This is a genomic window from Psychrobacter sp. TB67 (assembly GCF_000511065.1).
In the GTDB taxonomy this organism is placed as follows: domain Bacteria; phylum Pseudomonadota; class Gammaproteobacteria; order Pseudomonadales; family Moraxellaceae; genus Psychrobacter; species Psychrobacter okhotskensis.
The window spans coordinates 14,322-35,166 of sequence record NZ_AYYA01000026.1; the positions used below are offsets into that span (position 1 = coordinate 14,322).

The 20,845-nt window shown below is 43.6% G+C and carries 17 protein-coding genes; 9 read left to right on the forward strand and 8 right to left on the reverse strand.

Annotated features, from left to right (window positions below; all coding sequences use genetic code 11):
* The first annotated feature begins 91 nt into the window (after positions 1–91).
* Entirely contained in the window at positions 92–856 is a 765-nt protein-coding gene (locus W293_RS0103360; RefSeq protein ID WP_025651090.1) for a DpnI domain-containing protein, read from the forward strand.
* Here W293_RS0103360 and W293_RS0103365 read toward each other — a convergent pair.
* Positions 848–1,372 carry a hypothetical protein gene (locus W293_RS0103365; RefSeq protein ID WP_025651091.1) on the reverse strand — a complete coding sequence of 175 codons (525 nt, stop codon included), beginning with the start codon at positions 1,370–1,372 and terminating at the stop codon, positions 848–850. The two genes, W293_RS0103360 and W293_RS0103365, sit on opposite strands and share 9 nt — an antisense overlap.
* Positions 1,373–1,567: 195 nt before the next feature.
* On the opposite strand from W293_RS0103365, the gene W293_RS16920 reads away from it, so the two are divergent.
* Positions 1,568–1,741: a DpnD/PcfM family protein gene (locus W293_RS16920; RefSeq protein ID WP_227502332.1), complete on the forward strand. Its 174-nt coding sequence runs from the start codon at positions 1,568–1,570 to the stop codon at positions 1,739–1,741.
* Positions 1,742–1,859: 118 nt separating this feature from the next.
* Positions 1,860–2,531 (forward strand): DNA-methyltransferase, encoded by a 672-nt coding sequence (locus tag W293_RS0103375; RefSeq protein ID WP_025651094.1) that lies wholly within the window; start codon positions 1,860–1,862, stop codon positions 2,529–2,531.
* 18 nt (positions 2,532–2,549) lie between these two features.
* Here W293_RS0103375 and W293_RS0103380 read toward each other — a convergent pair whose 3' ends face one another.
* Entirely contained in the window at positions 2,550–3,569 is a 1,020-nt protein-coding gene (locus tag W293_RS0103380; RefSeq protein ID WP_025651095.1) for an aminotransferase class IV, read from the reverse strand.
* A 15-nt stretch (positions 3,570–3,584) separates the two neighbouring features.
* A complete protein-coding gene (locus W293_RS0103385; protein ID WP_025651096.1) occupies positions 3,585–4,259 on the reverse strand; it encodes a hypothetical protein in 675 nt (224 codons plus the stop codon).
* A gap of 373 nt (positions 4,260–4,632) precedes the next feature.
* On the opposite strand from W293_RS0103385, the gene aroE reads away from it, so the two are divergent.
* The gene (gene aroE / locus W293_RS0103395) at positions 4,633–5,493 is read left to right on the forward strand and encodes a shikimate dehydrogenase (protein ID WP_025651097.1); all 861 of its coding nucleotides are present in this window, start codon (positions 4,633–4,635) and stop codon (positions 5,491–5,493) included.
* A gap of 82 nt (positions 5,494–5,575) precedes the next feature.
* On the opposite strand, the gene W293_RS0103400 is transcribed toward aroE, so the two are convergent.
* Positions 5,576–6,715 carry an FUSC family protein gene (locus W293_RS0103400; protein ID WP_025651098.1) on the reverse strand — a complete coding sequence of 380 codons (1,140 nt, stop codon included), beginning with the start codon at positions 6,713–6,715 and terminating at the stop codon, positions 5,576–5,578.
* 418 nt (positions 6,716–7,133) lie between these two features.
* Here W293_RS0103400 and W293_RS0103410 point away from each other — a divergent pair, with 418 nt between their 5' ends.
* Positions 7,134–8,954 (forward strand): acyl-CoA dehydrogenase C-terminal domain-containing protein, encoded by a 1,821-nt coding sequence (locus W293_RS0103410; protein ID WP_025651099.1) that lies wholly within the window; start codon positions 7,134–7,136, stop codon positions 8,952–8,954.
* A gap of 199 nt (positions 8,955–9,153) precedes the next feature.
* Complete coding sequence (locus W293_RS0103415; RefSeq protein WP_025651100.1) at positions 9,154–9,630, forward strand: hypothetical protein; 477 nt, start codon at positions 9,154–9,156, stop codon at positions 9,628–9,630.
* 14 nt (positions 9,631–9,644) lie between these two features.
* Here W293_RS0103415 and W293_RS0103420 read toward each other — a convergent pair whose 3' ends face one another.
* Together W293_RS0103420 and ybaK are read right to left on the reverse strand one after the other, a co-directional pair.
* Complete coding sequence (locus W293_RS0103420; protein WP_025651101.1) at positions 9,645–10,019, reverse strand: 5-carboxymethyl-2-hydroxymuconate Delta-isomerase; 375 nt, start codon at positions 10,017–10,019, stop codon at positions 9,645–9,647.
* A gap of 136 nt (positions 10,020–10,155) precedes the next feature.
* Positions 10,156–10,644, reverse strand: coding sequence for a Cys-tRNA(Pro) deacylase (gene ybaK / locus W293_RS0103425; protein WP_025651102.1), 489 nt, complete (start codon positions 10,642–10,644; stop codon positions 10,156–10,158).
* 277 nt (positions 10,645–10,921) lie between these two features.
* Between ybaK and plsB the strand changes: the two genes are divergently transcribed.
* Entirely contained in the window at positions 10,922–13,708 is a 2,787-nt protein-coding gene (plsB, locus tag W293_RS0103430) for a glycerol-3-phosphate 1-O-acyltransferase PlsB (RefSeq protein WP_025651103.1), read from the forward strand.
* Positions 13,709–13,771: 63 nt separating this feature from the next.
* Here the strand turns inward: plsB and W293_RS0103435 are convergent, their stop codons facing one another.
* A complete protein-coding gene (locus W293_RS0103435) occupies positions 13,772–15,496 on the reverse strand; it encodes a hypothetical protein (RefSeq protein WP_025651104.1) in 1,725 nt (574 codons plus the stop codon).
* A 141-nt stretch (positions 15,497–15,637) separates the two neighbouring features.
* On the reverse strand, positions 15,638–17,299 hold the full coding sequence (ettA, locus tag W293_RS0103440; protein ID WP_025651105.1) for an energy-dependent translational throttle protein EttA: 1,662 nt from the start codon (positions 17,297–17,299) through the stop codon (positions 15,638–15,640).
* Positions 17,300–17,755: 456 nt separating this feature from the next.
* On the opposite strand from ettA, the gene W293_RS0103445 reads away from it, so the two are divergent.
* A complete protein-coding gene (locus W293_RS0103445) occupies positions 17,756–19,027 on the forward strand; it encodes a flavin reductase family protein (protein ID WP_025651106.1) in 1,272 nt (423 codons plus the stop codon).
* A gap of 437 nt (positions 19,028–19,464) precedes the next feature.
* The gene (locus W293_RS0103450) at positions 19,465–20,799 is read left to right on the forward strand and encodes a fatty acid desaturase family protein (RefSeq protein ID WP_025651107.1); all 1,335 of its coding nucleotides are present in this window, start codon (positions 19,465–19,467) and stop codon (positions 20,797–20,799) included.
* Positions 20,800–20,845: the final 46 nt, after the last annotated feature.

Here is a 20,845-nt window from a genome sequence, read left to right on the forward strand (position 1 = left end):
ATTAACGTGCTGTTTAGAGTGAATTATATGGCTTAATACTCATAGTGCTTATTTATCCCTTCAAATATTTCCTTTAATAAGAAAACGGGCTATGAACCTTAATTTCAATAAAAATCTCGCTGCAAACTATAAATCACCAAGCCAAATCATTAGAGTGCTCAGCGAAGACTGGGTTTCTAACCAAAGCTATTGCCCTAATTGTAATGCACAACCATTGGCTGAATTTACTAATAACCAACCTGTCGCTGATTTTTATTGTGCAAACTGTCATGAGGAGTATGAACTAAAAAGTAAAAAGGCAAAATTGAGCAACATTATTAATGATGGTGCTTATGACACCATGATTGAACGTATCAATAGCGATAATAATCCCAGCTTTTTCTTTCTGACCTACTCGCAAGAATATAGGGTGAATAACTTTTTAATCATTCCCAAACAATTCTTTCAGCCGGACATGATTATAAAGCGCAAACCATTATCCGTTACTGCCAAACGCGCTGGTTGGGTCGGCTGCAATATTGATTTGCGTAAAGTGCCTGAATCGGGAAAAGTATTTTTGGTCAAAGACCAGCAAGTCATACCACGCGATAATGTCATCGAGCAATTTCAAAAAACCTTGTTTCTGCGTCAGCAATCACAGCAGACACGTGGTTGGGCGTTAGATGTTTGGCAATGTATCGATAGACTGGATGCTAATTTTTCTCTCAATCAAGTTTATGCGTTTGCTGATTTATTAAAACTCAAACATCCTGAAAACAACCACGTAAAAGATAAAATCCGCCAACAGTTACAAGTATTACGAGATAAAGGCATCATTGAATTTGTGAGCCGTGGTCACTATCGAAAGTTATACTAGTCGCTTCTCGTTGTAGTGCTTAGGTTTTGGCTGTCCTTTTTTGTCACGGTATACATCGGCAATCAGCTCATCTCTATCATCCCATAATGGTAATCGCGCAGTAGCCACAAGACGCTGATGAAACTTATGCGCTGGATACTCCCAATCAATTTCATCATTGATTTTGAAAAAATGCACTCCACGATAGTCGATATAAGCATGCAATCGATTACGCACATAGCGATTCCACTGCCATAACAGCTGTACCGAGTTGCGTGCAGGTTTGGTAAAAGGAATTAGATTAACCGTCAATGCACACATCACCAATTCATCATTAGCAATAACGTCGATACCCTGCTCAATGACTTCTTCTCGCGTATGCGCATACTCAAACATACCTCCAAAAGCCAGTTGGGTGTAAGGCGACAAATGCACAATTTCATTAGGCTTAGCTTTGGCCAATCTACAAATTTCATCAAAAACCATTAAACGTCTGATTTGTATTGGAACCCTTACTTTTTCATATATGGAATGCATGCAGTATTGTCCTTTTAATCATTTCTATTGAAAAAGGATCATTGATCGATTTGCTTTATGACACAAGTCTGCGTAACAAAAGACGATCACTTCTTTTGAGCGCTTTTGCTAATCTAGTTGGTATAGATAACAAAAATAGATTTTGAATATGACAACTTGTAATTGTTGAGAATAGTTATGATAAGGACAGACGGTTTGAATATTTATCAAATAGAAGTAATCGAAACGATGAGTGCACTTATAGAAGTGGTTGCAGAAGATGGTGAAACTGCTCTGCTAAAAGCGCGAGAAGAATATAGAAGCGAGAATATTACTTTAGAACCTGATGATATGCTTGATACTGAATTTATTATCTTTGGCGTAGAATAGAATGAGTAGCTAGCTCAAACCTAAAGTAGCTCTCAGTACTTGTGAACCTTAATGGATAAGCGTATAGATAATAGTAGAGCGCTGGCTCTTAACCAGTACATTCAATAATGGTCTAACAGTGAAAAACGGTAAAGTCCAGTCAGTCAATAAAGGTCAGTGGGACAAGCTCATCAGTGACAATGATGCTTATAATTTTACCTATCAATGGTTATCTACTGTCCGTGACAAAATGGCAGATAATGCAACTTTATGGGTCAGTGGCACACATCATAATATTTTCACTCTAGGTCGTATACTACCTGAGTTAGGCTTCAAAATACTCAATGTCATTACGTGGGAGAAAACCAATCCACCACCCAATTTTTCTTGCCGCTTTTTTACTCATTCGACAGAGTTTATCATTTGGGCAAGAAAATACCCTAAAATACCGCATTACTTCGACTATGATTTGATGAAACGATTAAATAATGACAAGCAAATGAAAGATGTTTGGCGTTTGCCAGCTATTGCCAAATGGGAGAAATCTTGTGGTAAACATCCAACACAAAAGCCTATGGCATTACTAGCGCAAATTATTTTAGCTTCCACCCAAAAAGATGCGTTAGTTCTCGATCCTTTTGCAGGTTCTTCCACAACAGGTATTGCAAGCAGTGTACTAGGAAGGCGCTTTATTGGTATCGAGCAAGAAACTGAATATCTGAAATTGAGCCAAGCTCGATATGAAGATCTTCAAAACGAAGGCAGGAAAGATTTTTTTAGACAGCATTTTTATCGTTTATTGAATAAATAAGATAGTAACTCACTCACTTTATAACCCCACCACTTCACCCGACAATAACCTCAAACTGCTCATCGGCATAATACCGCGTAACGCATTGCAAAAGAACAGTTGGCTTAACTGCGGCAAATCCTCATCTTGTAATGGTCTTATGATGGCTGGCTGCTCTGTACTGGATAGCCCATCGATGAGCGCTTGCCGCATCACGCCAGCGACGCCCGATTGTGCCATCGACGGCGTGTACCATTGACCAGTGCTCAGATAGTTGCCGTTGTTTTGAGGATGTGAAGGATTGGACGATTTTGCGAATGGCGATTCTGATAATTGATAGAACACATTACTCATCGTTCCTTCAACCCACTGCCCGCTCATATCACGCAGCAGCCCCTCACCGATACTGGGTTCGGCATTCACTGATAAATTATTGGTCGATAAATGATTGGCTAGTAAAAAGGGATTGGATGTTAATGTTTGGGCTTTAACGCGTTGTAGCTCAGCGCTTGCCAGTACATTATCCAGACGATTGAGACTTTTGAGTCCGGCAAGCGGTGGCGGTAGACAGGCGAGTTGTGAAGACAAGCAAGTGGCAGAAGCCACTGGTTGCAGAGGAACTAGGAACCCATTCGGTAAAGGCATCTGCTCAGCAGTGGCGATAGGCATGGCGGAAGACTTGAGCCAGATCTCACACGCACTGCCGGACGTGCTTGGCGTATAACCATAACCACGGACATCTTGCACCGCGCGGGTGACGATAAGCTTAAGCATGCCTTGCTGCAAGTGCTTGGCCTGTCTATGCAAGGTAGCTAACAGTGCTCGGCTATCGATATCGAGATGCAAGGCACTGGCATGAGAGTCCAGACGCTGCTGATGATAGCTCGACCACAGTATCCGTCCATCGATGACGCCCATAGTGGTAAAAAAGCCATCACCGTATGCCAGTCCGCGATTGTCTAAAGGCAGTGTGGTTACGACTGTTAATGCTGTCTCTGCTTCGTCATCGCTAGCCGCGCTTAAAGGTTGCAGACGTAGCCAGCTGTTGGACGGCGGCATAATGGCGGCCACCGTTTAGCTATTGTCTGTTTGCGCATCGGCTTTATTCAGCACCAGCATACAGCTGTAAAACTCACATTTCGCCAGCTCTATTTTTTGTCCACCGACGGTTTTATTCTTAATAATTTGACCGCCCAGCATATCAGCGATTAATTTTCCGCCCTCATCACCCATCAGCTGACGCGCTAGCATATAGGATTTTTTGGCATGGTTTTGACTCAGCTCTTTTTCTTTTTTTGAGTCGGTTGGATTGGCATAATACCAGCCAAGCTCCAGATATTTTTCGGAGTCGATAAGGTCTAAATAAGGCGCATCGGTATCCATAAAGCGATACTTAGAGGCCGAATTACTGGCGTAGTCTAGGCTGTTTTCGTCCGTGCTGACCACTTTACCAAATGTCGACTTGATATCATCCAACGCATCAACCGTAAGCGGGTCTACTGGGGCAGCGCTCCACGACGCAACCTCATATTTTACTGGCGTGCCTTGCTGAGCAGTGGCGCCATCTAAGTCGGCGGTTTTGGTTGGAGTGGTTTGCGTAGAGGTGTCCGCAGCGCTCTGCTCGCTAGTGCTTGCCGCACTGGCCTCTGGATTTTGGGCGTCTTCTTTGGTGCTATCACAGCCACTCAACGTCACGCCAACTGCCATTATCATACTGACCATCAAGGTCTGTAGGTTATTATTCAACATGGACAATTTACTCACACTTTTAGATTGGTCTCAAAATAGTATTAACGAGCTGGCAGATGTGCCACTGATAATGAAGAATGTTGTTATTAAAAAGCTTGGTTGTAACCTAGCAGTTCCTGGCGTCTATTGATATCGATTTTTATGCTCACTAGTTTACCCAACTGCTGAACGCTTGACTACCCTTTAGGTTACGGATACCGCTCCCAGACAGTACAGATTTGTTAAAGACCTCACGTCTTAAAACGCTGTGTTTAATCGTGTATTTATTCCTTAACCGCTCCATTTGTCAAACATAACGTTATCCCTTATGATGAGTGGGTTTGAATGCTTACCAATCTGACCACTCCATGCCCTTACTGCCAGCGGACTATTTATGACCCAGCACTTTATTGTTATTGGCAATCCGATTGCCCACAGCAAATCCCCTGCAATCCATACCCAGTTCGCCGCGCAGGCAGGGATTGAAATTAGCTATCAGCGCCAGTATTGTCCCGATGAGGCAGCCAGTTTTATGGCGGTTATTGAGGCGTTTTTTCATGGTGGCGGTGTGGGTGCTAACGTGACGGTTCCTTTTAAACAAGTCGCTTATGCGTGCTGTCAGGCACGTGGTGGCTTATCAGAGCACGCCAAAGTCGCTGGTGCGGTCAATACGATTCTGCTCAATAAAGCGCTATTAAAAAGCGGCGCGCCAATAGCAGAGGCACTATACGGCGACAATACTGATGGGCAAGGATTGGTCAATCATATCAGTAGCTTGGGTTGGCCGCTAGAGGGTGCACGCGTTGCCCTCATTGGCGCGGGCGGTGCGGCACGCGGGGTGATACTACCCCTGATTCAAGCAGGTATCGGAACCCTGACAATTGCCAATCGCACAGTGAGCAAAGCCTGTGACTTAGTCAACGACCTTAGTGCCGCCAGTACCTCTATTAGTCAGCAGCAGATTACCGCTTGTACCACTAGCGAGCTGCGCGGACAGTTCGATATTATTATTAATGCCACATCGATTGGTCTATCAGGTGAGACTTTGCCACTGAGCGACACCCTACACGGTCACTATGCTTACGACATGATGTACGGTCGCACGCTACCGTTCTTGGAGCATTTCGCGGCACGTGGTGCGCAAATATCAGACGGCTACGGCATGCTTATCGGTCAAGCCGCCTTAAGTTTTGAGCGTTGGACGGGTCACAGTATCGATGTAGTGCAAGCCACTAAAGCCCTCAACGTCAAATGACTTACACGACCATTTAGTGACTTGTTGTAAGAAAAGCAGAATTACAAAGCGCTCTCATATGCTTTGAATTTATGGTGTTGATTTAGTGTTTCGTTGTTTGACCAAAACGCGCCAGCATCCAGTTTTCTATCTGGCGTAACGGTACGCGCAAACGGTTTGAATGAATCGCCAGACCACCGCTAAGACCGACGACGCAGCCAATCGTGGTATCAAGCATGCGCACACGAATGACTTCCTCGGCCACGGGCTGTACCAGCGACACACTGCCATATTCAGCGATAAATATCGTTAATGGCGTAATAAATATCACTGCTAAGCCATAATGACGATCGACCAACGACTCGATACAGAGCATCATCATCAGAACGGCTATCGCAACGCCCCATATCGATAGCCCCCACGACAGCATCCAACCTGCGACTGCCATTCCGACCAAAGTACCGAGTAAGCGATGCACTTGTTTGATCCACATCGTGCGTAGCTGCATACCCTGAATAATGATAAAGCAGCTTATAGCCGCCCAATACGGATAGGGCATCTCTAGCAATATTGCGATTGCCAACGCCAAGCTCACAAAGCCAGCCACAATGAGACTGTCGCTAATCATGTCCGGCTCATAGATATAAATCGGCGCAGGTACTATAGGACGCGTGGCCAATAAAAACAGACTATAAAGCAGCGCCAACAACATCGAAATGCCACTACCCAACATCACCAGCCCTGTCGCTGACAGTACTTGCGCTAATGGCACAGGTATGAATAAGGCGATTGCTCCCGCCATCATCACAAACAATCCTGCCGGTGGCGGCTGCCGATAGTAACGACCTAATATGATAATAGCAAAAGCAAGCAGCGCAAATATAGGCAGTCTGAGCACAGGTATCTGCTGAGCGATCAGTCCAAGCGCAAAGCTCATCACTATGGCAAAGCCCCACGCCATAATCGTCACCAGACGATACGGTAGCGTGCCTGACAATGGCAAATTAAGGATAATCATCGCCCCCAACGAGGCCTTGATACCTGAGGATAAAGCATCAAAATAAGCACCGACAAAGACTGGAAAGCTAATCGCAATGGCCGCAATAATCGGCATATGCCAAGGTCTTTTACTGCGGTTAATCGTTAACAAATGCGCCAGCTCACCTGCAATTAAAGCCTTAATAGAGGCAAACAGTGCTGTTAACCAAGATGCTAGACCTGCCTTGTGCTTTGATGCGCTCATAAATCGCTTTCCTTATTCTACTGACATTGCATCGAGATTTTTTCGATTCATGGGACATTACTTGTTTTATATGACTTTGCAGGCTGTTTATACAGAAATCATTCGGGGTGCTACTACTTCACAAATTACTTTATTAACTTATAACTTAATTTAATGTATAATTTTACGAATTATGAATATTAGTTATACGTTATATATTTGTGGCTGTAGAAGTCTTATACTCGTATCACCGTCATAGTAGTTGACTTTTATTAAGTAACGCTTGACCATACCTATAGCGGACAAGAATTTATTCATAAGTCCCATCGATCCTCCATAAGATCATTCATTTGCCACAAAAAATAAGCAAACATTCACTTGAATACACTTATGTTTGAATCCTAGTGCTATGACAGTGAACCAACCAAAGAGACCAACTATGTTAACTTACAAAGCACCTTTACGTGATATCAAGTTTTTAATAAATGATGTTTTCGACTTTCAGACGCATTACAAAGATTTAGACAACGGCGCAAATGCTGATCCTGAAACGGTCGATATGATTTTGCAAAGCTTTGCTGACTTCTCTGAAAATGTCTTAGCCCCTTTGTACCAGCCAGCAGATGCAGAAGGCTGTCATTTTGAAGAGGGTGTTGTCACTACCCCTAAAGGCTTTAAAGAAGCTTACGATCAGTTTGTAGACGGCGGCTGGCAAGGTATTTCGTACCCTGAAGAGTACGGCGGTATGAACTTGCCTATGTCAATCAACCTCATTAAGTCTGAAATGATGGGTACGGCGAACTGGCCGTGGGCAATGTATCCTGGCCTATCGACAGGTTGTATTAACACCATCATGCAGTACGGTACTGATGAGCAAAAAGAAACTTACTTGCATAAATTGGTTGAAGGCACGTGGGCAGGTACGATGTGCTTGACTGAGCCACAGTGTGGTACCGATTTAGGACAAGTAAAGTCAAAAGCGATTCCGCAAGAAGACGGTAGCTACAAGCTTAGCGGCACTAAGATTTTCATCTCAAGTGGTGAGCATGACTTAACTGACAACATCGTCCATATCGTCTTAGCACGCCTACCGGATGCGCCAGAAGGCACCCGTGGTATCTCATTATTTATCGTACCAAAATTCTTGCCAAATGCCGATGGCGAAGCAGGCGAGCGCAATGGCGTTACTTGTGGCTCTATCGAGCACAAAATGGGTATCAGCTCATCAGCGACTTGTGTACTGAACTTCGACGGCGCGTTAGGTTATCTCATCGGTGAGCCGAACAAAGGCCTAAAAGCCATGTTCACCTTTATGAACACCGCCCGTATCGGTACTGGTATCCAAGGTTTGGCACACACTGAGCTGTCTTTCCAAAACGCCCTACCGTATGCGAAAGATCGTCGTTCAATGCGTACGTTGTCAGGGACCAAAGATCCTGAAAAAGTAGCCGATGCTATCATTCATCACGCTGACGTTCGTCGTATGCTATTGACGCAAAAAGCCTTTGCTGAAGGCGGTCGCTCAATGATTTATCACTCAGCGCGTTATGCCGACAAAATGTCGCAAGGCGTTGCCAACGGTGATGATGCTGAGTTTGAAAAGTGGGATGACAAATTAGGCTTCTATACGCCTATCCTAAAAGGCTTTTTAACCGAGCTAGGTATCGAAGCGGCCAAGCATGGTCAGCAGATATATGGCGGTCACGGCTATATCAAAGAATGGGGCATGGAGCTGATCGCTCGTGATGCACGTATTGCCACTATGTACGAAGGTACCACTGGCGTACAGGCACTTGATTTGTTAGGTCGTAAGGTTATCTTGCAGTCTAAAGGTAAAATCATCCGTGATTACACCTCAAGCATCATGAAATGGTGTGGCGAGTACGCACTTGATAAAGACATGCGTAAATTCGTTTGGGCATTGACCAAGCTTTGTGCTGAGTGGAACACCCTAACCGTACGCTTGATGCTAATGGCACGTAAAGACCGTGAAATCATCTCAGCCGCATCAGAAGATTTCTTGATGTACTCAGGCTATGTCATGATGGGTTACCACTGGGCGCGTATGGCGGCTGTCGCTTATGACAAGCTAAAAAATGGCGGCACTGAGTCACCAGAATTCTACAAAGCTAAAATCCAAACGGCTGAGTTCTATTTTGATAAGATTCTACCACGTACCTCAGGCCACGCCGAAGGTATGGTGGCACCAAGCGAAAGCATGACTGCCATGAAAATCGAAAACTTTGCTTTCTTAGACTAAAATCATGACTAAGACTGTACGAGTTACTTGATTATTAATAAAAAAAGCGCCTATTTATTAGGCGCTTTTTTATGTTTAACTAGGGGGTGTCCTCACTTCAAACGCTTGTATCTAAATGGGCTAAAAATGGCTATGGTATTGCTGATATTACTTTTCACTGACTATAGTAGATAAATAACAAAGTCAGTTAGGAGGTACGATGTTTTTGGTTAAAAATAAAACTACTTTAACAACCGCACAAGTGCTAAAAACGCTGTTGCTTAGTGCCACATTAATAGGCGTTAGCGCACACAGTGCGTTGGCTAAAAATAGCGACATCCCGATTCGTTTTGCCAAAGGCGCGCTTAGTAGTACAGTGACGGGACAGCTTAAGCCTAATGAAAACGAGCGCTGGTATCGCTTTAATGCCAGCAGTTGGCAATATGCCATCATTAATATTGCGCCCCTTACGGGCACCCCAGAGACTGCCAATGTCGGCGTACTGCATATGCCGAATGGCACACAAGATGGCACCAAAGGCGGTATCATTTATCAAGGCTGCTTGCCTGCCACTGGCACGTATCGATTGCGCATTGCTCGTAATCTGATGGCCACTCAAGGTCGCACCGCAGGTTATAGCGTTGAAGTGATTGTCTTACCTAAGTATGCTAGCGAGTCACTGTGCGAGTATTTGTAAGTATTCAATACGCCCTAGTCACCAAGCATTTTCTTATGATAAATCGCGCTGATTTCTTCCACCTCAACACAGATTTGTATGCCTACGCGCTCTGATTGCTCGGTATCTAACACCTCTTCTATGGTAGCCGTTAATAGCTCAGCAAGCTGATGGCGTATGACCTCATCACGACCGGTCATGATTTTTAGATGCGCATAAACAAAGCCATATGCCTGTTCGTCGTCTTCAACACCCACCAAAAATGTCTCAATAGGTATGATGCGTGCTTTGATATCCGTCGGCTTGCCAAAATGTCCACTATCCCAAAGCGCTTTGTTCAAAGATTTAAGCAAGGATTCTGCATGAGGGATACTGACATTGGGCGTGACTTGAATGGTTAAATGTGGCATGAGACTATCCTTAGAATATAATTACCTTAAAAATATAAGCACCTTAAAAATATAAATATCTTAAAAAAATAAGTACATTAAAAAGCATGGAAAACGGATAAAAAATGAGTGTGCTTGGTCAGCACGAACCTAACCATTATTCATCAGTGATGGCGGCAAAACGTGCGTCAAGGGTGGCGGCCAATTGTATCGGTGGCAGTTCAATCTCTAAGCCGCGACGCCCCGCACTCACATAAATGGTTGGCTGCTGCTCAGCTGAACTGTCTATAATAGTCGCTAAGCGCTTCTTTTGTCCCAATGGACTGACCCCGCCCAGTACGTAACCTGTGCTACGTTCGACTTGCTTAGGGTCTGCCATCTGTACTTTTTTGCATATCAGCATTTTATTAGCAGACAGCGCTTTGGCCATTTTTTTGAAATTTAAAGTTCTATCAACGGGCAAAATAGCCACAGCTAGCGAGCCATGGTCAGTCGACACCACCAAGGTTTTGAATACTTGTTTTACCTCCACGCCCAGCTTTTCGGCAGCTTCTAAGCCATAAGATGCGGCACTACTGTCGTGAGTATATTCGTGCAGCTGATAATCAAGGCCGCGCTGTTTGGCAAGTTGGATAGCAGGAGTCATAGGCGTTGAACTTTTGGTTGTTTGAAGGAGATTTGTTTAACAGCAGTGAGTGCGTGTACAGACTGGTCTGAATATTCATTCATGCTCGCTGACGCTATTATATTATTACGCTAAAGCCTTTAGACTTCAAATAATTGAGCCTTTTAAGCGGCATTTCACTCACAAAATAATTACCGATTCGTATTAATATTAGCAGTATATACAGACATAATATATCGCTTTGATGGCTTTTATGGCATCATAAGAGTAATACATTTCACTAATTTTGATACCCATTATGATACCCAGTTTCTTAAAGAATAAGTTCCTAAAAAAACGGATTTTTAAAGCGCCAGTCACGGCCGATAGCCAGTCAGCGACAGACAACGATGCAATAACTGACGGCGAGCCAGTCGTTACCAAGCCTTACTCGAATGCGCCCATCAATCAGCTCTATCGTAAGGTATCGGGTCAGCTACTCGATGTCGCCGTTAAGCCGAAGCTGTTGGGCGAATTGCCGGAGTTTGATACGGATGATCAGACGCTCAGATTTTATGTGCTGCAAGATTATTCGCGCTCCAACAGTATTTTGATCGACTTGCAGACGCAAGAGCACAACCTACCACCAGCATTGGTCGGGGTGAATGATGTCGCCCATAACATTAAAGAAAACGCGGCCATTATATTTTTGCACCATCCACATTCTAAAGACAGCCAGCTGTCGCCACGACTATCACGCTTGGTGTCTGCCGTTTTACAGCATCCAGAGTTAAAGGTTCGTTTAGTGCCCGTCTCTATCCTGTGGGGACGCGCACCCGAAAAAGAAGACTCCCTCTTTAAGCTATTGACCGCTGATAACTGGGAAGACCCTAGCATCACCAAGCAGTTATTTAATATCGGAGTGATGGGACGCGATACCTTTGTCCAGTTCCACCCACCGCAAGACTTGCGCACCCTTATCAATGACAATCTCCAAGGTCATGGAGAAGGCCCCGCTGTCTTTGATTCTACTGCCACTGATTCAACTGATTCGAGCCATTCAACTGCTGATAGCACAAATGAGACCACTACCGTAGCGAATTATGCGTTAGTCGCGGCTGCCGATGGCAATCGTGAATTGGTGCGCATGCTGCAACAACAGCTTAATATTTACCTAGATAAACAGCGGGCCAGCATGCTTGGTCCTGATTTATCAGACAGGCGCAACTTGGTGGATAAGCTGATATATTCACCAGCGATTAAGCATGCGATAGAAGCTGAGGCCACAGCGTCAGGCACCAATGTTCGTGATGCCCGTATCCTTGCCAAGGGCTATGCAAACGAGATGGTCAATGACTACTCGCACTCTATCATACGCGGTTTTTATAAATTTTTGACATGGCTATGGACGCAGCTCTATGACGGTGTAGAAGTCCATCACTTCGAGCGTGTACGCGAGCTTGCCACCGACTACGAGCTGGTATATGTCCCTTGTCATCGTAGTCATGTCGATTACCTTCTACTGTCTTATGTCATTTATAAACGTGGCCTGAGCATTCCTTATGTTGCAGCAGGTGATAACTTAGATGTGCCCATCTTAGGCCCACTATTGCGCGGCGCGGTGGCGTTTTATATTCGTCGAAGCTTCCGTGGTAATGCGCTTTATACCGCCGTACTCCGTGAGTATATGCATACGCTTATTACCCGTAATACCCCAATTGAATACTTCATCGAAGGCGGGCGCTCACGCTCAGGGCGTCTATTACCACCGAAGATGGGTATGCTGGCCATGACGGTACACAGTCAGTTACGCCAAACCAATAAGCCAGTAGTCTTCATCCCGACTTATATCGGTTATGAGCGCATCATGGAAGGCGGCACCTATGTTGGTGAGCTAAAAGGCAAGCCAAAAGAATCTGAGTCGTTAATAGGCTTACTCAAAGTTGGGCGTAAGATTGAGCGTATTTTTGGTAATGTGCATTTGAGCTTTGGCACACCGCTACACCTTAGCGACTTTATGCAAAAATTTGATGTACCCGCCAACAGCTTACCTAGTGATCGCACGGATACCCCACTCGATGAAAAAACCGGCGCGATGGTCGATAACATCGGCGTCAAAGTGATGCAGCATATCAATAAAGCCGCCGTCGTCACTCCGGTGTCACTATTGTCATTAGTCCTGCTATCAGCACCAAAAGCGGCGCTCGATGAAGAGATCTGCCGTGAGCAAATCGCCCTATATCAAGGTCTGGCTCAGCAGCTGCCCTACTCTGATGATACGGTGGTCACTGATATGTCACCACAGCAAATCATCGATTATGGGGTTAAGCTCAAGCTTATCGAGCGTATCCCGCATATTTTAGGGGATATCATTCAAGTCGCTGGCAAACAAGCCGCCCTGCTCAGCTACTTCCGTAATAACATTTTGCATGTCTTTATTCTGCTGTCATTCCTAGCCGCTTTGGTTGCCCGTAACGGTCGTATCGAACGCAGTCGTCTCAATAGCATTGCCGAGCAGTTATATCCGTTTTTACAAAGTGAGCTGTTTTTATACTACCCAGCGCATGGCCTAGCCGAAACGCTCAATAAAAAAGTGGACAACCTGCTCAGTCATGGACTGATCGTCGAGTTGGGCGATGGTGTGCTTAGCGTTCCTGAGTCTAATAGTAAATGCTATCAGCAGCTACAGGTACTCGCGACGCCTGTCGAACAAAGCCTTGAGCGTTACTTTATGACGCTTGCGCTTTTGGCTCAGCAAGGCTCGGGCAATTTGACCGAAAACGAAGTGGTTGATTTGTGTCATCTACTTGGGCAGCGCTTGTCCGTCTTATATGCTGATGATATTCCTGATTTCTTTGACCGCGCCTTATTCACCAGCTTTATTAGTGCCTTGACCCGTCTAGATTATTTGCAAAAAGATGATGAGACGGGTGTGTTGACTTTTGATCAGCGTATCAACGACATTGCCCATCATGCCAAATACGTGCTCAGCCCTGATATGATGCAAATATTACAGCAAGTGGCCAGCTTAGATGAAGAGGAAATCACTCATGCGATTACTGAGATTAGCAATAAAAAGCAGCGTAAATTTGGGCGCAAGCGTTAGAGGTTTATTGGTTTAATAGGAGAAGAGCTTCGCTAGGAGGCTCTTTTTTTTGGAGAGAATATTTTATATATTGAATATTTTTCTAACTACAAAAATAACTAACATTGAGATGAATACTAGCAGTAACGGATATTTACTAATGATATCCATAATACTTGTATTATTTCGCTCATATCTTTCGATTTCCTGAATTAAACTTTTTACCTCGTAGTCTAATTGGCTTTCCTGTGTTCTGAGGCTTTCTCTATTTTCTAAGTTCAACGTTGTAGGATGGATTAAATCTTGTTCTAATGATAGTTCCAGTGGTTTATCATGACTCCTAGAGTTTTCATCTGTTTGTATCTTGGCGCTCACCCCACTATTAAAAGTGAAAAAATCTTCTTTTCTAGGTAAGGTAATTAATATATTAGAATCATCATTTTTGTCAGATTGTTTTGGAGTAAATTGATGCTCAGGAAATAAAGTGAGCAAATCGGGGTAAAGTTTATTTGAGGTTAATTCTTCTATCGAAATTGTGTTCGATAAAGTCCAAGCAGGTAATCTGTCACTTTCCTTTTTATGCAGTCTAGCTGATAAGTTAAAGTCTTTCTTACTATGGGTTTTAGCTGCTGTAGATAACCAAGCTTGAACAAACTCATCATTCCAAAATCTAGCAGGAAGTAGCGTAATAATATCTTCATTCTTTTCACTAATTATAATTGGAAATATATCCATTGATAAAAGACCATTTGGTAAATGAAGTCGCCAAACCAGAATGGATGTTTTTTTTATGGGTAATAAATAATTATCTAAAAACGTGTTATCTGACTCATTAACTTTAGCCTTATAGTTTAATAGCTCTGTTAAATGTGTTCTCCCAGTTGGATCATATATTATTTCGGCTGGATATCCATTAGGTTCATTATTTTTTATAGTGTTAAACAACTGTTTATTTGCTTGTATTAATACCGCCCATATTACCTTTCCACTTTTATATAAGTTTTGAAGGTTTGATATTTGAGGATAGAGTGCATCATCCTCATTTAGCCAATTAGGCTTTTTAATTTGTAAATAATAGCGCTGTTGTGGTAATAGGTTATTTATATTCTCTTGCAAGCCTGCTTCCACGAACACTTTTGATATTTCTGGAATAATACTTTCTTCTGGAATAATTGCATTAACTGCGTCAAGGTAATTAAGAACATAATCATATATCTGTGTTATCGGGTTACCAAATAGGTTTTCGTAAATAGTTTTTGCGGGCAAAAAGTATCCAATATTTTCCTTGTTGATAAACTTCTTATCGGAACTGAACAAAACTAAGAAAGATCTTTCGATTTCTGGTATTTCCACATTTTCTGAATAAAGTCCTATTGCTTTCCAAATATCTGGGAAATTGTTTTCTGCTAATTTATTTAAACTAGAAAAATTATTAATTTCATCTAGAGCAAACCATAATGCTGCTTGTCCTCTAGCCCTAGAAAACACTTCGCCTACATAAGCAGTTAAACACAAGAACAACCTTCTAATAGGAGGTACGTCTGCAAGTTCTAAATACTCAATATTACGATGCTGACGTAACGCTATAACGAACTTATCAAGTCGTTTGAGACTTAGTAAGCTATAGTCTAGTCGACACTTAATCAATTGTGACCGATAAGCAATGCTAGATAAGTCTGAGTCTACTTTAAATAGCTCTTCAAGAACTTCTAGCATGGTAGCGGTAGCAGTAGTCATAGGAGTATAAAAAGGATCAAAATTCTCTCGTCTAATTAATTCACTTAAGACAATTTGTTGAGTAGAATTCATTTGTGAAACCTTATAAGGCAAATGATCATAGTATAGCTTTATAAAATTCTTCATTACAATAAAAAAAGACCTCTAATTGATTAGAGGTCTTTTTCTATGTCTAAAATTATTGTTTAAAAATTCTTATTACAAACAAAGATTCTAGGTACTAATCTTTTTATACTTCATACGCTTAGGATTAGCATCGTCACCCATCGTCTTTTTGCGATAAGTTTCAAACTCAGAATAGTTGCCATCGAACCATACTGGACCTTCATCTTCAAACGCCAAGATATGAGTGGCAATACGGTCAAGGAACCAGCGATCATGCGATACAACCATTACCGTACCCGGGAAGACTTGAATGGCATCTTCTAGCGCACGTAAGGTTTCGATATCCAAATCGTTTGATGGTTCATCAAGGAGCAAGACGTTTGCACCCTGTTTTAGTGTCTTAGCAAGCTGCAAGCGGTTACGCTCACCACCTGATAATTGACCAACGTGTTTTTGCTGGTCTGAGCCTTTAAAGTTAAAGCGACCGATATAAGCACGACTTGGTGTGGTGTAATCGCCAACCGTAATAATATCAAGACCGTCAGACACTTCTTCCCAAACGGTTTTACTGTCGTCTAAGTTGTCACGTACCTGACCAACATAAGCGACTTTGACACTTTCACCCAAATCAACGGTTCCAGTATCTGGCGTATCACGTTCAGTAATCATGTTAAATAGTGTGGTTTTACCCGCCCCATTTGGACCAATGATACCAACGATAGCACCTGCTGGGACGTTAAAACTTAGGTTTTCATAGAGCAAGCGATCGCCAAATGATTTAGAGATGTCATTAATCTCAATGACCTTGTTACCCAAACGTGGACCTGGTGGAATATAAATCTCAGAGGTCTCATTACGCTTTTGGAACTCTTGTGAGTTCAATTCTTCAAAGCGCTGGACGCGAGATTTAGACTTGGCTTGTTGGCCTTTTTGGTTTTTACGAATCCACTCAAGCTCTTTTTTCAGCGCTTTAGCAAAGGACTCTTCTTGCTTGTTCTGCTGCTCTAGACGGGTGTTCTTTTGCTCGAGCCACTCGGTATAGTTGCCTTCGTACGGATAGCCATGGCCACGATCCAACTCCAAGATCCACTGAGCAACGTTGTCCAAGAAATAACGGTCATGGGTAATAGCCACGATAGTACCGCTGTAGTTCTGTAGGAACTGCTCTAGCCACGCGACAGATTCGGCGTCCAAATGGTTAGTCGGTTCGTCAAGTAACAGCATATCTGGGCGTGACAATAGTAAACGGCATAGTGCCACACGGCGTTTTTCACCACCAGACAGTTTGCTGACATCGGCATCCCAAGGCGGTAGACGCAATGCATCAGCCGCTTTTTCAAGCTGGGTATTTAAGTTATGCGCATCCCATGCTTGGATGATGTCTTCCATCTTGCCTTGCTCTTCAGCAAGCTTATCAAAGTCTGCATCTGGTTCAGCGTATTCTGCATAAATCGCATCAAGGCGTGCCAGCGCATCTAAGGCTTCACGCATACCATCTTCGACATTACCACGGACATCTTTACTGTCATCAAGCTGTGGTTCCTGCGGCAGATAGCCAATCTTGGTGCCCGTTTGCGCGCGTGCTTCGCCGCTAAACTCTGTATCTACGCCCGCCATGATGCGTAGCAAGGTTGATTTACCAGACCCGTTGATACCGAGTACACCGATTTTGGCGCCAGGGAAAAACGATAGGTTGATGTTCTTTAGGATTTCACGCTTAGGTGGAACAAGTTTTGACACGTTGTTCATCGTGTAAATATATTGAGCCATTAACACTCCGATAGACTGCATAGAAGAGGCCAACAAATCAGACTTAGCAATGATGCCAAGCATGCTGCGCCTCAAAATCAGGGTTACAAATTATAGGCCATTATCGCATTGTGGCGCATACCCTGCAAGCTGGTAGATGGCTTTAGCAGCTTTTAGCACGCTTTGGCATCGATTTCATATTTTTACGCCTATAAGCACAAGATTATTTGCTTAAATGCATCCTGTAATAGTCAGTATAAGCTCTAGATTGAAAAACAATTCTATTATCCTGATACGCTTCTGTTTTATAAACCCCACAAAAAATTGCAGCAAATTTTTCGCAAAATTAATGAATAGCCGTTAAGATATTAGAAATTCTTAATAGAATAGTTGTGTAATTGCAGCGTAAATTTTTCTATTTTTATGACTAGAGCATGATTTTATATTGATTAAAAATTAGATGATAAAAGGTGTTTTATGACGACTGGCTACCGCCCTGAGATTATCCAACGCGCGTTCGTTGATTTTATTGGGTCGCGCTTGCATCCGTTTTGGTCGTTGACCACGCCCAAACTACGCCTTATTGTGCGACAGACGATCAACGAGGAATTGGTCGCGCTAAAATTTGAAGCCAATCAGGCCTTTAAACGTCAAGCATTTACTATCGATGATAGCTGGCACGGCGGGCAACATATTCATCTGACTGTGCCTATCGAAGGTATCAACCATCAGCGCAGCTACTCACTGGTTGGGGTGTTTCCGCAGCCAGCAGATTTGCACGACGCTATCTTTGATAACAACGCTAAAAATGCCGTTAATGACAGTGCCAGCAATAATTTATGTGCCACCGTTACTATTGCCATCAAACCGCAAGGGTTGGTTTCAGACTATCTGACTCAACAAGCGTCACTTGGTACGGTATTCGATAGTAGCTTGCCAAGCGGTGATTTTACCTTGGCGGATACATCAGCAAAATTAACCAAGCAGAACAGTGAGGTGTCACGCTCTAAGCAATCGCCGTTATTATTTATCGCTGGTGGTAGCGGTATTACCCCGATGTTAGGATTGATTACCCAAGCATTAGCACAAAGCCGCACTGTCACTTTGTTATATTATCACCGTACGTCATTGGCAAAATCACCTTTCCAAGCTTACTGGCAACACTTAGCAACTGCCTATCCTTATTTTGCTTACTATATGGTGAATACCGCTGACCCAAATAACTACAGTAGCCAGCTAGCAGGTTCGCGACACTTAGACGTAGACACCTTATCACTGCTGCCGTTGTCACTAGCAGAGTCAACGATATTCGCCTGCGGCTCATCCTCGTTATTGGCAGGACTCTACCGTGCTCTAGAGACGTTAAGCCTGCCTTCAGATAACCACACTCTAGCACCTAAGCGCTCGCTGCGAGATAACGTGATTGTCGAACGGTTTGGCACTGAATTGCCTGATTCTGATATGAGCCTTGGTACAAATGAGGAAACGGCTGATATAGCAGTGCAAACGGTCTATTTACGTGGGCGACAGCAGCAGTTTAGTAGTGGCACCACTTTACTCTTGGGCGCGGAGCAAGCAGGTATCAGACTGAGCTATGGTTGTAGACAAGGAATCTGTCAACTGTGTCGCTGCCAAAAAATCAGCGGTGTCGTCAAAAATATCCAAACGGGCAAGCTAAGCAGTCATGGTGTTGAATCTATTCAGACCTGTATCAATATCCCGATGACAGAGGTCATTTTGGATGTATAAAGCAGGCTTCTTTTATTAGATAGCTATTAGGTGTTGGTACGCCTCCACTCACGGTTTATAGTGTAGAAAAAACCTTGCAAACTCAAAATTAAATACGATTTTCTTGTGATTATTACTGATTAATTAGGGCGTGTTCTCATTTTGAAAATGGCGATAAAAATGAGATAAATTGCAGGCAAATAAGGAAAATAACGCAGATAATATCGAGATATTGACTAGCTATTTGACGCAGTTTGGCAAGATTTAGCCATTTTTAGACCATTTAGGCAGGTTCGTTCAGATTGAGGACATGCCCTAAGTAAACTAAATAAAATACAGCAACTTGTACCAGATTTAGATAGCTTAACGCTTTAGCATATTATATGCTAAAGCCCACTTGAATCATAAAACCGGCGCTGTCGTCTGACACCCTAAGCAGTCTCGGTTAAGGACTATTTATGCGCTTATTACCGCCTATGTTCACCGCCCAGTCTGCCGTGCCTACATTTGCTGGTTTAACGAATCTATCGCCAAAACAAGGTTTATATCCAACCCTGAGCGGCGCACAATTACCAACAGCGCGTACAGAAGCCTTGGCTGCTGAGCTAAACACGCTGTATCAGAGCGTGATGGACTCACTGGGCGCTGATGACGCTCGCTATATTCAGCGCGTTTATAGCACCGTCGTCTATAGTGAAATACTGGCCCGTGGTCTACTCGCTGTGTCAGGTCGACTGTCATCACGACAAAGTAGAGTAGTCACTTGGTTACTGGGCACTTCCCTATTAAGTTTTAGCAAAATTTTAAATAATATGGAGCTTGGTCATAATGTCATGCATGGTCAATATGACTGGATGCAGCATCCGCATCTGAATAGTAAGCAGTTTGATTGGGACATCGTTTGTCCAGCGCCGCTCTGGCAGCATTCGCATAACTACCTGCATCATACTTATACGAATATTGTTGGGCGCGATCACGACGTTGGTTATCATTTGATTCGGGTAACTGATGAACAGCCTTGGACGCCAAGCGACCGTTATAATTTACTGAAGACCATGATATTGGCATTGGGATTTGAGTGGGCGGTGGCTTTTCATGACATCCAAATCAGCGTTGACGAATATGCAGAGTCGCCACAGCTAACAGAGATCATGCAGCCAAAGTCTCATGCGTTACTGAGTAAAATCGCCCGGCAAGTGGGCAAAGATCATCTTGTTTTTCCGACGCTGGCTGGCTTAGCTTTCGGTCGCCGTAGTGCGATGACGACGCTGAGTGGTAACCTTACAGCCAATGTCGCTCGCAATATTTGGACGTGGGCAGTAATATTTTGTGGTCACTTTACCGAACAGGCGCATATCTATACCCATCTGGCTGATAATGAAAGCAAAGGCGACTGGTATGTGCGCCAAATCCTTGGCTCTAGTAACATTCAAGGCAGCAAATGGTTTCACCTTTTAACGGGTAACTTGTCACATCAGATCGAGCATCATATCTTCCCTGATATGCCTGCTCGCCATTACGCGCGTATCGCGCCCCAAGTACAGGCAATATGCCAAAAGTATGGCTTGTCTTATAACACGGGTCGGTTTGGTCGCCAATTCAAACAAGTACTGGGTCGTATCAAGCATTTTAGCAAACCAAGTGCAGAAGAGTGGCAGGCACATTTGCAAGCGCAATCTAACGTGCCAGCGCATACAAGTAATGTTACAACGCCAAAAGATGAACCACTTATGCGCGGCTTAAGCAAATATCTGCCACCTGTCGTGCAACAAGCCTTATTTTATTCCAAGTAAATGTTATAAAAATTATGGTAAAAACTTTGTCTGTAGCGCTCATATA